We start from the raw sequence: 12900 nt of genomic DNA on the forward strand, positions 1-12900 counted from the left end.
GACCGGCCCTGGCTCATGCGGACGTACGCCGGTCACTCGACCGCCGAGGCGTCCAACGCGCTCTACCGCAACAACCTCTCCAAGGGCCAGACCGGGCTGTCGGTCGCGTTCGACCTGCCCACGCAGACCGGTTACGACCCCGACCACATCCTCGCCCGCGGCGAGGTCGGCCGGGTCGGGGTCCCCGTCTCGCACCTCGGCGACATGCGCCGCCTGTTCCAGGACATCCCGCTGGAGCAGATGAACACCTCGATGACCATCAACGCCACCGCCATGTGGCTGCTGGCCCTCTACCAGGTGGTCGCCGAGGAGCAGGGCGCGGACATCACCCAGCTCCAGGGCACCACCCAGAACGACATCGTCAAGGAGTACCTGTCGCGCGGGACGCACGTCTTCCCGCCCGGCCCCTCGCTGCGGCTGACCACCGACATGATCTGCTACACGGTCAACAACATCCCCAAGTGGAACCCCATCAACATCTGCTCGTACCACCTCCAGGAGGCGGGGGCGACTCCCGTCCAGGAGATCGCGTACGCGATGTCCACGGCCATCGCCGTCCTGGACTCCGTCTTCGCCTCGGGGCAGATCCCCGACGAGCGGCGCGGTGACGTCGTCGCCCGCATCTCGTTCTTCGTGAACGCGGGCGTCCGGTTCATCGAGGAGATGTGCAAGATGCGCGCCTTCGGCCGTATCTGGGACAAGATCACCCGGGAGCGGTACGGGATCGAGAACCCCAAGCAGCGCCGCTTCCGCTACGGCGTCCAGGTCAACTCCCTCGGCCTGACCGAGGCCCAGCCGGAGAACAACGTCCAGCGCATCGTGCTGGAGATGCTGGGCGTCACCCTCTCCAGGGACGCCCGCGCCCGCGCCGTCCAACTCCCGGCCTGGAACGAGGCGTTGGGGCTCCCCCGCCCCTGGGACCAGCAGTGGTCCCTGCGCATCCAGCAGGTCCTGGCGCACGAGAGCGACCTCCTCGAATACGACGACATCTTCGAGGGCTCGCACGTCATCGAGGCCAAGGTCTCCTCCCTCGTGGACGAATGCCTGGCCGAGATCGACCGCATCCAGGACATGGGCGGCGCCCTCGCGGCCGTCGAGTCCGGGTACCTCAAGTCCGAGCTGGTCTCCTCGCACGCGCTGCGCCGGGGCCGCATCGAGTCCGGCGAGGAGAAGATCGTCGGCGTCAACTCGTACGAGTCGACCGAGCCGAGCCCCCTCACCTCGGACCTGGACACGGCGATCATGACCGTCGACCCGGCCGTCGAAGCCCGCGTCGTCGCCGCTCTCGGTCAGTGGCGCACCACGCGTGACGAGGCCAACGACCGCCAGGGCATGGGCGATCCGCTGGTCTTCCCGTCCACCGCGCAGGCCATCGAGCGCCTCAAGGAGGCCGCCGCCTCCGACGAGAACCTGATGGAGGCCACCCTGGAGTGCGTGCGCGCCGGTGTCACCACCGGCGAGTGGGCCTGGGCGCTGCGCGAGGTCTTCGGCGAGTTCCGCGCCCCGACCGGCGTGTCCTCCGCCCCGGTGGCGGTCACCGCGGAGCCCGGGACGCCGCTGGCCCTCGTACGCGAGAAGGTGAAGCGCACGGCCGACGAGCTGGGCTCCGGACGGCTGCGGCTGCTGGTCGGCAAGCCCGGTCTGGACGGGCATTCCAACGGGGCCGAGCAGATCGCCGTACGGGCCCGCGACGCCGGGTTCGAGGTGGTCTACCAGGGCATCCGGCTCACCCCCGAGCAGATCGTCAGCGCGGCCCTCGCCGAGGACGTGCACTGCGTGGGCCTGTCCATCCTGTCCGGCTCGCACGCCGAGCTGGTGCCGGACGTACTGGAGCGGCTCAGGGAGGCGGGAGCCGCCGAGCTCCCGGTGATCGTCGGCGGGATCATCCCGAACGCCGACGGCGAAGAACTGAAGAGGGCGGGAGTCGCCGCCGTCTTCACCCCGAAGGACTTCGGCATCACGGAGATCATCGGCCGTATCGTCGACGAGATCCGCACAGCGAACAAGCTCAGCCCCTTGGAAATCTCGGAGGTCCCCGCATGACCGTCAACCGTCTCCGTCCCCGCCGCTCGTGTCTCGCGGTCCCCGGGTCGAACCCCCGCTTCCTGGAGAAGGCCCAGGGGCTGCCCGCCGACCAGGTCTTCCTGGACCTGGAGGACGCCTGCGCCCCGCTCGCCAAGCCCGAGGCGCGGCACACCATCGTGAAGTTCCTCAACGAGGGCGACTGGACCGGCAAGACGCGTGTGGTGCGCGTCAACGACTGGACGACCGAGTGGACGTACCGCGACGTCGTGACCGTCGTCGAGGGCGCGGGCCAGAACCTCGACTGCATCATGCTGCCGAAGGTCCAGGACGCCCAGCAGATCGTCGCCCTCGACCTCCTCCTGACCCAGATCGAGAAGACGATGGGCTTCGAGGTCGGCAAGATCGGCATCGAGGCGCAGATCGAGAACGCGCGCGGCCTCAACAACGTCAACGCGATCGCGGAGGCCTCCCCGCGCACCGAGACGATCATCTTCGGCCCGGCCGACTTCATGGCGTCGATCAACATGAAGACGCTGGTCGTGGGCGAGCAGCCGCCCGGCTACGGCGCGGACGCCTACCACTACATCCTGATGAAGATCCTGATGGCGGCCCGTGCCAACGACCTCCAGGCGATCGACGGCCCCTACCTCCAGATCCGCAACGTCGACGGCTACCGCGAGGTCGCCCAGCGCGCCGCGGCCCTCGGCTTCGACGGCAAGTGGGTGCTGCACCCGGGCCAGGTGGAGGCCTCGAACGAGATCTTCTCGCCGTCCCAGGAGGACTTCGACCACGCCGAGCTGATCCTCGACGCGTACGACTTCTACACGTCCGAGGCGGGCGGCAAGAAGGGCTCGGCGATGCTCGGCGACGAGATGATCGACGAGGCCAGCCGCAAGATGGCGCTCGTGATCTCGGGCAAGGGCCGGGCCGCCGGCATGAAGCGCACCTCGAAGTTCGAAGCCCCGGAGGCCTGATCACCATGCAGTTCGGACGCACCTTTGAGGAGTTCGAGGTCGGCGCGGTCTACAAGCACTGGCCCGGCAAGACGGTCACCGAGTACGACGACCACCTCTTCTGCCTCCTCACGATGAACCACCACCCGCTCCACCTGGACACCAACTACGCGGAGAAGACCACCGACTTCGGCAAGAACGTCGTCGTCGGCAACTACGTCTACTCCCTGCTGCTGGGCATGTCGGTGCCGGACGTCTCGGGCAAGGCGATAGCCAACCTGGAGGTCGAGTCGCTGAAGCACATCGCGCCGACCTTCCACGGCGACACGATCTACGGCGAGACCGTCGTCCTCGACAAGACGCCGTCGAAGTCGAAGAACGACCGAGGAATCGTCTACGTCGAGACCAAGGGCTACAAGCAGGACGGCACCGTCGTCTGCGTGTTCCGCCGCAAGGTGATGGTCCCGACCGAGACGTACATCAAGGAGCGCGGCGGGGAGCAGCCCGGCCGGCCCGAGCCGAAGGCGAAGGACAAGTAACCATGGCCCGTCTCGCCCAGACCGCCGGTCTGACCGACGTCCAGCAGGAAATCCTCTCCACCGTCCGCAACTTCGTCGACAAGGAGATCATCCCGGTCGCGACCGAGCTGGAGCACCGCGACGAGTACCCGACGCAGATCGTCGAGGGCCTCAAGGAGCTCGGCCTGTTCGGCCTGATGATCCCGGAGGAGTACGGCGGCCTGGGTGAGTCCCTTCTCACATACGCGCTCTGCGTGGAAGAGATAGCCCGCGGTTGGATGAGTGTGTCCGGAATCATCAACACGCACTTCATCGTGGCCTACATGCTCAAGCAGCACGGGACACAGGAGCAGAAGGACACCTTCCTGCCCCGGATGGCGCTCGGCGAGGTGCGCGGAGCCTTCTCGATGTCGGAGCCGGCACTCGGCTCGGACGTGTCGGCGATCACGTCCAAGGGCGTGCGCGACGGCGAGGAGTACGTGCTCAACGGGCAGAAGATGTGGCTGACGAACGGCGGCACCTCCTCACTCGTGGCAGTCCTGTGCCGCAGTGACGAGGGTCACCCGGAGGGCACCGCCCCGCACAAGTCGATGACGACGTTCCTGGTCGAGAAGGAGCCCGGATTCGGAGAGGTCCGTCCGGGTCTCACCATTCCCGGCAAGATCGACAAAATGGGATACAAGGGTGTCGACACCACCGAGTTGATCATGGACGGACTGCGCATTCCGGCCAATCGTGTGCTCGGCGGGACCACCGGCCGAGGGTTTTACCAAATGATGGACGGTGTCGAGGTCGGTCGCGTCAATGTCGCCGCCCGTGGCTGCGGCGTCGCGCAGCGTGCCTTCGAACTCGGGGTTTCCTACGCCCAGCAGCGCCACACCTTCGGCAAGCCCATCGCGCAGCACCAGGCGATCCAGTTCAAGCTGGCCGAGATGGCCACCAAGGTCGAGGCCGCCCATGCGATGATGGTCAATGCAGCACGCAAAAAGGACAGCGGGGAACGAAACGACCTCGAAGCAGGGATGGCCAAGTACCTGGCCTCCGAATACTGCAAGGAAGTCGTCGAGGACGCCTTCCGCATTCACGGCGGATACGGGTTCTCGAAGGAGTACGAAATCGAGCGCCTCTACCGCGAGGCACCCATGCTGCTGATCGGTGAAGGTACCGCCGAGATCCAGAAAATGATCATTGGGCGGCGACTGCTGGAGGAATACCGGTTCCAGGGCTGATTGTTCTCTTTGCGTAGATTTCAACGCGAAGAAGATCACACCCTGTCATCAGCTTCCGGCCGCTGACTCGCTTTCCGGCTTGCCCAGTTGCACCCCGCAACCGATAGCATCGCCGGAAAGCCGCCGTCCCCCGTCTCCGCGCGGCATCATCCGCTACGAAGGTCTTCCATGCCCCACAGCCAAACCTCTGCATCACGCGACGGCGTCTCCTCGGGTCTCATCCCCAAGGGCCGCCTTGCTCGCGGAGCATCGCCGTGGCTCCTGCCGACCGTCGCGACCGCGGCCCTCACGCTGGCCAAGTCGCGGAAGTCGGGTCGCTGGGCCGCCGCAGCCGTTCCCACCACCGCTCTCGCGGCCGGGATGCTGTGGTTCTTCCGCGACCCCGAGCGTGAGATCGCCCAGGGCCGGGTGATCTCGCCGGCCGACGGCGTGGTGCAGAGCATCATGCCGTGGAAGGACGGGCGCACGCGCGTCGCGATCTTCATGAGCCCGCTGAACGTCCACGTCAACCGCGCGCCCCTGGCGGGCACGGTGACGTCCGTCGAGCACGTGCCCGGCGGTTTCGTTCCGGCGTTCAACAAGGAGAGCGAGAACAACGAGCGCGTCGTCTGGCACTTCGACACGGAGCTCGGTGACATCGAGATGGTGCAGATCGCGGGCGCTGTGGCCCGCCGCATCGTCCCCTACCTCCCGCAGGGCACCAAGGTGGAGCAGGGCGAGCGGATCGGACTGATCCGCTTTGGATCGCGCGTGGACATCTACCTTCCGGAAGGTGTCGAAGTCGCGGTCGAGGTGGGACAGACCACTACCGCGGGGGTGACTCGAATTGACCGTGACTGATCCAGAGACGCAGGCCGGCTGGGTTCCTGAGGCCGAGGCCGACAGTGACGCGGAGGACATGCCGCTCAGTCTGAGGCTGTCGATAGCGGACACCCTCACGCTCGGCAACGCGACGTGCGGATTCATGGCGGTGTACTTCACCACCACCGGAATCCTCATCCCGCACCTCCAGGGCAGCGCCGAGACCGGCATGGCGCGCAACAGCGCCGCCACCGCCGTGATCCTGATGCTGCTCGCCGCGATCTTCGACCTGTGCGACGGGCTGGTGGCCCGCAAGCTGCGCAGCTCGCCGATGGGCGCGGAGCTGGACAACCTCTCCGACCTGATCAGCTTCGGGCTCGCCCCCGCCTACTTCGTGCTCGTGTACGGAATGGTGGCGGACGACGCCCAGCAGAAGGTGGCGGCGCTGGCCGCGATCGTGGTGCTGCTGGCGGTGGTGCTGAGGCTTGCGCGGTTCAGTTGCGTGACCATGAAGGACGGCATGTTCCAGGGCATGCCGAGCCCCTTCGGAGCGCTCACGGTCGTCTCGATCGTCCTCCTCGAGCTCCCCTTCATCGCCACCCTCCTCGCCGTGATCGGCGTGGCGTGGCTGATGGTGAGCCGGGTCGAGTACCCGAAGCCGCGGGGTGTCCTCGCGGTCGCGATGCTCAGCTGGATCATCGGGGCGATGGGCATGCTCGTCGCCTGGGCGTTCAACGCCCCCGGCGGTGAGCTGCTGCTCCAGACCGGCTGTGTGCTCCAGGTCGTCCTGGGCGCCGTGATCCCGCTGTTCGCCACGGCGCGCCGCGTGAACACGTTCCGTGACAACCGCCGCGAGGCGCGGGCGGCGCAGCTGCCGTAGTCCTTGCTCGCTGCTGTACGTCAGAGGGCCCCCGCCCGGTGCAAACCGGTGCGGGGGCCCTCATTCGTGTGGTCCACAGGGGCGTCAGGTGGACGTCTGCGGGCCTAGGGCACCGCGGGTGGGTGGATGGCCCTTCCGGGCAGCTCCGGGCGGACCAGGACCTTGATGTGGTCGTCCGGGGCGCCCAGGGTGTCGATGGCGGCGGCCACCCCGCCGAATCCGACCTCGCCGGTGATCAGGGCCGCCGCGTCGATGCGTCCGTCGGCGATGCGGCGCAGGGTGCGGGCGTACTCCTCGGGCGGGTAGGCGAGGCACATCTTGACGGTGATGTCCTTGTAGATGCCGACGACCGGGCGGAAGGTGTCCTCGGTCATGCAGGCGCCGATCAGCAGGACGGTCGTCTCGCGCGGCGCCCTGAGCAGGATCTCCTCCAGCATCCCGGCCTTCCCCGAGCACTCCAGGACGGTGAGTGCCTGCCCCGGCTCGGCGGCCTCCCGCCAGGCGTCGAAGGGGTCCCGTACGCCGGGGTCGACGACGGTGTGCGCGCCGAAGCGGGCGGCCAGCTCCCGGCGGCGGGGCGACGGCTCGCTGACGATCACGGGCCCCACGCCGCGCTCGACGAGGGCGGCCGTCGCCCCGAGGCCGATGGGTCCGGCCCCCAGCACGAGGGCACCGGAACCGGTGGGCAGGTCGGTGCGGGCGACGTTCCCGAAGCCGACCGCCAGGGGCTCGGTGAGGGCGGCGACGGGCGGCGCAACGTGCTCGGGGACCTCCACCAGGGCGGCGGTCTGCATGACCATGCGGGAGCCGAAGCCGCCGGGGTAGTCGTTGGCGTACCCGATGGTGCGCAGGACGCCCGCGCCGTCGAGCGCCCAGGGCAGGCCGACGACCGTACGTCCCTCCCACTCCCCCGGGCCGATCACGCGGGCGCACAGTTCGTGCCCCATGACGAGGTCGGCCTCCGGGTCGAAGACGAACGACGTGGTGCCGGAGTCGTGGGATGCCTTGAGGAAGGCGTCGGTGTGCCGGTACGCGGAGAGGTCGGACCCGCAGATGCCGGTGGCCAGGGTCTCCACGAGCACCTGGCCCGGTCCCGGCACGGGCTCGGGCACCTCGTCGACGACGAACGTCCCGGCGCGCAGGACGGCGGCTCGCATCATCGTGCGTCCCCTTCCGTGCGGGCGTTTTCTGCTTCCGTGCGGGCGTTCTCTGCGGGGACGTGCTCGGTGAGGGCGTTCTCGACGGCCTGGCGCATGGCGCCGACGAAGCGGGTGCTGTTGGCGTTCGCCCAGTCCATGGAGGCGGCGCGGCGGCGGTTGGCGCCGGTGAAGTGCGGGACGACGTACTCGGCGAAGAGCTCGTAGCTGCGCCGCTTGTCCTCGGGGGTGCCGGTGGGCAGGTCGAGGAGGAGCAGGGTCCCGAATCCGCCGGACGACTCGGCGAGTGCCTCGATGCGGGCGATGGCGTCGGCAGGGGTGCCGATGGTGGCGATGCCGAAGGTGGGGAAGCCCTCGGTGGTCCACTGCTTGACGGCGGACGCGGGGTCGCCGCCCCAGGGCATGGTCATGCCGGACAGCCCCTCGATGTACCGGACGAGGTGCAGCACCCCGTACTCGGCCTGCCTGCGGGCCTCCTCGGCGGTGTCGGCGAGGTGCAGGGGCACCACGAGCCGCCACCCGTCACGGTCGGCCGGGTACCCGCTCTGCCGACAACTGCTCTCGTACGCCGCCCAGTTGCGTGCCAGCGCGGCCTCGCCCGCGCGGTCGCCCGCGGCGAGGGAGAGCAGTCCGATGCCGTGCCTGCCCGCCTGGACGGACCCGGAGGGGGAGAGGGTGGAGGCGACGGCCATCTCGATGCCGTCACGGCCGTACGGGCCCAACTGGAGTCGCGCGTCTGTGAGTTCGAACCAATCGCTGCTCGCGGTGACGGTCTCGCCGCGCAGCAGCGGGACGATCGCGTCGAGCGCCTCGGCCATCATGGCGCGCTGTTTCAGCGGGTCGATGCCCATCATGAAGGCGTCCGACGCGAGCTGCCCGGGCCCCGCCCCGAACATGACGCGCCCCCGCGACTGGTGGTCGAGCTGGACGATGCGGTCGGCGAGGATCAGGGGGTGGTGGTACGGGAGGGAGTTGACGCCCGTACCGAGCCTGATCCGGCGCGTGCGCTCCGCGGCGGCCGCGAGGAAGACCTCCGGCGAGGCGATGGTCTCGTACCCGGCGGAGTGGTGCTCGCCGACCCAGGCCTCGTCGTAGCCGAGGGCGTCGAGGTGGGCGATCAGGTCGAGGTCGCGGTGGAGCTGGACGGCGGGGTGGCCGTCGAGGCCGTGGTAGGGGGCGAGGAAGATCCCGAAGCGATGGGGGCCGTGGGGTGCGGGCCTGGCGGAATGCACACGTACACCTTTCACCGAAAGGACGTGGGACATAAGCTCTGCGAGGACGGGAATTACGTCCTGCATCAGGTCCTATACCTGGGTGGTTGAATGGTCAACCCGTAGGACGGACAGAGGAGTTGAGGACGGTGCGTATGCGCGTCGGCGTCTGCCGCCTTGCCGGGTGTCCCCGTTGACCGCGCCCTCCGTCCCGCCGCGCACCCGGCGCCGGGCCGACGGCAGCCCGAGTGCGCGCACGCTGCTGCTGACGGTGCTCGGTGAGTACGTGCGCTACGCGGGCCGGGAGAAGGTGTGGTCGCGGGCGGTGGTAGGGGCACTGTGCACGTGCGGCACGGGCGAGGCGACGGCCCGGCGGGCGGTGACCCGGCTCGCCCAGGAGGGCTGGCTGCGCACGGAGGCATCCGGCCGGTACGCGCGGCTGGTCCTCACGCCGCGGCTGACCACCCTGCTCACCGCGTGGACCCGGCGGCTGGAACGGGCCGTGGAGGAGACGCCGTGGCACGGCGAGTGGCAGCAGCTGCTGCTGCGGGTTCCGCCGGAGGAGTGGCGCGACCGGGCCCTGGTGGAACAGCAGTTGGGCTTCGAGGGCTTCGGACCGCTGGGGGGCGGGCTGTGGGTGGCGGCGGACGCGGGCGGGGTCGGGGCGCTGAAGGGGCTGCTGCGGGAGCAGGGCCTGTCGGAGCGGGCGATGTGGTGCGTGACGCGGGCGGGGGACGAGGCGGACGAGCGGCGGCTGCTGGCCACGGCGTGGGACCTGGATGCGGTGCGCCGGGCGCACGAGGACTTCCTGAAGCGGTTCACGGGAGCGTCGGCGGCCACCGACGAGGAGGCCTTTGTGCTGCGCACGCGGTTGGTGCATGCGTGGCGGCTGACCTTCGAGCGTGATCCGCGGCTGCCGGGGGTGTTGTTGCCCGGGGACTGGCCGGGGCGGGAGGCGACGGAGCTGTTCGTGTCGACGTGGCGGGGGGTGGCGGGGCCGGCCGGGAGGTACTGGGAGAGCCGCTTGGGGGCGGGGCGGGCCGCCTGACCCTGCGGGGCTGCTGGACGCCTCCGCGTGCGACTGCTCCTAGTCCGGAGCGGGAAGGGCCCTGCACAGAGCGCCCAGGGCCGAGCCGTAGGCGTGGTCGGCAGGAGTCGCGTAGCCCACGACCAGGCCGTCGGGGGCGGCGGTGACGGCGGCCTCGGGGTGGCGGAAGGAGGTGAGGCCGTCCAGGGCCAGGTTCTGGTGGGCGGCGGCTCGCAGGGTGTCCGGTTCGGTACCCGGAGGGAGGCGGAGCACGGCGTGCAGGCCTGCGGCGATGCCGGTCGCGTGGATGTGCGGGGCGTGCGTCGCCAGGGCCGCGAGGAGTTGGTCGCGGCGGGAGCGGTAGCGCTGGCGGGTGCGGCGGACGTGCCGGTCGTAGTGGCCGGAGGCCAGGAAGTCGGCGAGGGTCAGCTGGTCCAGTGCGCTCGCCCACGCCTCCCGCTGTCCCTTCACCGCCAGCACGGGGCCGACCAGGTGGGCGGGCAGCACCATCCAGCCCAGCCGGATCGCGGGTGACAGGCTCTTGCTGAGCGACCCGAGGTACACGACCCGTTCGGGGTCGAGACCCTGCACCGCGCCCACCGGTTCGCGGTCGTAGCGGAACTCCCCGTCGTAGTCGTCCTCCAGTACGAGCCCGTCGTGGGCCCGTGCCCAGTCCACCGCCTGCGCCCGCCGCTCCGCGTGCAGGGGACCGCCGGTGGGGAACTGGTGCGCCGGGGTGAGCAGTACGCCCCGGAGCCCCCGCACCGCCCCCAACTCCGCGACGTCCGCCCCGCCTTCGTCGATCTCCAGGGGTACGGTCCGTACTCCCGCCCCGTGCAGCAGTTCGCGGTGGAAGGGCAGGCCGTACGCCTCCACCGCCAGCGGGCCGCGCAGCACGCCGCGCGAGGGGCCGCCCACTCCCCCGTACAGCAGCCTGAGCGCGTGGGCGAAGCCGGAGCAGATGACGATGCGGTCGGGGGTGGTGCGCACGCCCCGGGCGCGGGAGAGGTACTCGGCGAGGGCGCGGCGGAGTTCGATGCGGCCCTGCGGGTCGCCGGGGCCGAAGGCCTCGTGCGGGGCGGCGGTCAGGGCGCGGCGGGCGGCGGCGAGCCAGGCGGTGCGGGGGAAGGAGGCGGCGTCGGGCACGCCCTGGCGCAGGTCGTGGGTGGGGCGCGGCGGGATCGTCGTCCCGTGCGGCACGGGCACGGGGCGCGGGGGTGCGGCGCGGTCGGCGACGCGGGTGCCGGAGCCCTGGCGGGCGGTGAGCCAGCCTTCGGCGACGAGTTCGGCGTAGGCGGAGGCGACGGTGTTGCGGGCGATGGACAGGTCGGCGGCGAGGGAGCGGTACGGGGGCAGCCGGGTGCCGGGGGCGAGCCTGCCGTCGCGGATGGCGTCGCGCAGGGCGCTGGTGAGGGCGGCCTGACGTCCGCCCTTGCCCTCGGGCAGGTGCACGTGGAGGTCGATGCCGATGCGTTCGGCGGAATTGACCCAGGATTCCGGCATGGAAGAGGACCCTACCGGGGGTCTACCGCGCCTCCTTCACCGGTCCTGCGGCGAAGGAGGCACGGTAGGCGCGGGGGCTGGTGGAGAGCCGGTTGGCGAAGTGCTGGCGCATGGTGACCTCGCTGCCGAAGCCGGTGCGGCGGGCGACTTCCGGCATGGGCAGGTCGGTGTGTTCCAGGAGCTTCTGGGCGGCGGCGATGCGCTGGTCGAGGAGCCAGCGCAGCGGGGTGGCGCCGGTGGCGGCGGCGAACTGCCGGGCGAAGGTGCGGGGAGACATTCCGGCCCGGCCGGCGAGCCGGGCGACGGTGAGGGGCTCCGCCAGGTGCTGGAGCGCGTAGCTGCGGACGGCGGCGAGGGCGTCGGCCTTCTGGTCGGTGCTGGGGGTGGGGTGCTCGATGAACTGGGCCTGGGTGCCGGTGCGGAAGGGGGCGGTGACCATGGCGCGGGCGATGGTGGCGGCGACCTCCGCACCGTGGTTGATCCGCACCAGGTGCAGGCAGAGGTCGATGCCCGCGGCGGTACCGGCGGAGGTCCACACCCCACGGTCCTCGACGAAGAGCGCGTCGGGCTCGACGACGGCCAGGGGGTGCTGGGCGCGCAGCTCGTCGACGAGCTTCCAGTGGGTGGTGGCGCGGCGCCCGTCGAGGAGCCCGGCCTGGGCGAGGGTGAAGGCGCCCGCGCAGAGGGCGGCGACGGGGGTGCCGCGGGAGTGGGCGCGGCGGAGGGCTTCGAGGAGGGGTTCGGGGGCGCGGCCGTGGTGGTCGTCCAGCCCCGGTACGAGGACGAGGTCGGCGCGGGCCAGCCAGGCGAGGCTGCGGTCGGGGGTGATGGACATGCCGCCGCGGAGGGGGACGGGGTGACCGGGTTCGGTGCCGACCCTGCGCAGGTCGAAGGCGGGGACGCCGTGGGGGGTGCGGTCGGTGCCCCAGACCTCGGTGATGACGGAGAGGTCGAAGGGGCGGACGGCGGGGAAGGTGAGGAGGGCGATGCGGTGGGGGGAGGCGGGGGTGTCCACGGTGGCAGTAAACCACCGCCCGATGGCTTCCTGCCGGGGCGTGGGGGCGGGGCGCCCCTTCAGGGGCGCGGGGCTGTATCGATGTGCGGCTCCGCCGCGCGGGCGCGACCAAACGGCTCGCTGCCGCCAAGCCGTGCCCCGTCAGGGGCGCGGGGCTGAATCGATGTGCGGCTCCGCCGCGCGGGCGCGACCAGCCGGCTCGCTACCGCCAAGCCGTGCCCCGTCAGGGGCGCGGGGCTGTATCGATGTGCGGCTCCGCCGCGCGGGCGCGACCAAACGGCTCGCTACCGCCAAGCCGTGCCCCGTCAGGGGCGCGGGGAACTGCGCGATCAGCCACCCACTCACCCGCACGGGAACCGTGCATGCCCCCGCGGGTTTAGGTGAAGGGGCGGGGCTGGGGACCCCCTTGCCCCGGCGGGGCGGGGCTGCGCGTGCCCGGTGCCGGGAGGCGGGCCCGGGGCCCCTGCGGTGACGCGCAGCCGGTGCCGGGGCTGGGCCAGGGGCGGCACCCGGGCGGGCCGGGAGCGGGAGGGGCCGCCCCCTTGCCCGCCCGTCCCGCCCCCGGGGGGCGGCCCCGCCGC

Annotated in this window: 11 protein-coding genes; 7 read left to right on the top strand and 4 right to left on the bottom strand. The window is 70.9% G+C overall.

Features of this window, described 5'->3' with window-relative positions:
- The first annotated feature begins 15 nt into the window (after window positions 1-15).
- The 6 genes from ACIO3O_RS39805 (at window position 16) to pssA (ending at window position 6406) form a co-directional block, all read left to right on the top strand.
- On the top strand, window positions 16-2043 hold the full coding sequence (locus tag ACIO3O_RS39805) for a protein meaA (RefSeq protein WP_401754933.1): 2028 nt from the start codon (window positions 16-18) through the stop codon (window positions 2041-2043).
- A complete protein-coding gene (locus tag ACIO3O_RS39810; protein WP_401754901.1) occupies window positions 2040-2999 on the top strand; it encodes an HpcH/HpaI aldolase/citrate lyase family protein in 960 nt (319 codons plus the stop codon). Before ACIO3O_RS39805 ends, ACIO3O_RS39810 begins: the two co-directional genes overlap by 4 nt.
- Before the next feature lie 5 nt (window positions 3000-3004).
- Window positions 3005-3517: a MaoC family dehydratase gene (locus tag ACIO3O_RS39815; RefSeq protein ID WP_401754903.1), complete on the top strand. Its 513-nt coding sequence runs from the start codon at window positions 3005-3007 to the stop codon at window positions 3515-3517.
- A gap of 2 nt (window positions 3518-3519) precedes the next feature.
- A complete protein-coding gene (locus ACIO3O_RS39820) occupies window positions 3520-4725 on the top strand; it encodes an acyl-CoA dehydrogenase family protein (protein ID WP_401754906.1) in 1206 nt (401 codons plus the stop codon).
- A gap of 168 nt (window positions 4726-4893) precedes the next feature.
- On the top strand, window positions 4894-5565 hold the full coding sequence (locus ACIO3O_RS39825; RefSeq protein WP_189824367.1) for a phosphatidylserine decarboxylase: 672 nt from the start codon (window positions 4894-4896) through the stop codon (window positions 5563-5565).
- The gene (gene pssA, locus ACIO3O_RS39830) at window positions 5552-6406 is read left to right on the top strand and encodes a CDP-diacylglycerol--serine O-phosphatidyltransferase (RefSeq protein WP_401754909.1); all 855 of its coding nucleotides are present in this window, start codon (window positions 5552-5554) and stop codon (window positions 6404-6406) included. Before ACIO3O_RS39825 ends, pssA begins: the two co-directional genes overlap by 14 nt.
- A gap of 104 nt (window positions 6407-6510) precedes the next feature.
- On the opposite strand, the gene ACIO3O_RS39835 is transcribed toward pssA, so the two are convergent.
- Together ACIO3O_RS39835 and ACIO3O_RS39840 are read right to left on the bottom strand one after the other, a co-directional pair.
- Window positions 6511-7566 carry a zinc-binding dehydrogenase gene (locus ACIO3O_RS39835; protein WP_401754912.1) on the bottom strand — a complete coding sequence of 352 codons (1056 nt, stop codon included), beginning with the start codon at window positions 7564-7566 and terminating at the stop codon, window positions 6511-6513.
- The gene (locus ACIO3O_RS39840) at window positions 7563-8795 is read right to left on the bottom strand and encodes an LLM class flavin-dependent oxidoreductase (protein ID WP_401754914.1); all 1233 of its coding nucleotides are present in this window, start codon (window positions 8793-8795) and stop codon (window positions 7563-7565) included. Before ACIO3O_RS39840 ends, ACIO3O_RS39835 begins: the two co-directional genes overlap by 4 nt.
- A gap of 172 nt (window positions 8796-8967) precedes the next feature.
- Here ACIO3O_RS39840 and ACIO3O_RS39845 point away from each other — a divergent pair, with 172 nt between their 5' ends.
- Window positions 8968-9822 carry a PaaX family transcriptional regulator C-terminal domain-containing protein gene (locus ACIO3O_RS39845; RefSeq protein WP_401754917.1) on the top strand — a complete coding sequence of 285 codons (855 nt, stop codon included), beginning with the start codon at window positions 8968-8970 and terminating at the stop codon, window positions 9820-9822.
- A 39-nt stretch (window positions 9823-9861) separates the two neighbouring features.
- Here the strand turns inward: ACIO3O_RS39845 and ACIO3O_RS39850 are convergent, their stop codons facing one another.
- Together ACIO3O_RS39850 and ACIO3O_RS39855 are read right to left on the bottom strand one after the other, a co-directional pair.
- Window positions 9862-11304: a PLP-dependent aminotransferase family protein gene (locus ACIO3O_RS39850; protein WP_401754920.1), complete on the bottom strand. Its 1443-nt coding sequence runs from the start codon at window positions 11302-11304 to the stop codon at window positions 9862-9864.
- Between the two features lie 22 nt (window positions 11305-11326).
- Window positions 11327-12319 carry a GlxA family transcriptional regulator gene (locus ACIO3O_RS39855; RefSeq protein WP_401754923.1) on the bottom strand — a complete coding sequence of 331 codons (993 nt, stop codon included), beginning with the start codon at window positions 12317-12319 and terminating at the stop codon, window positions 11327-11329.
- Between the last annotated feature and the right edge of the window lie 581 nt (window positions 12320-12900).

Origin of the sequence: Streptomyces sp. NPDC087440 (genome assembly GCF_044744005.1) — a bacterium.
GTDB lineage: Bacteria > Actinomycetota > Actinomycetes > Streptomycetales > Streptomycetaceae > Streptomyces.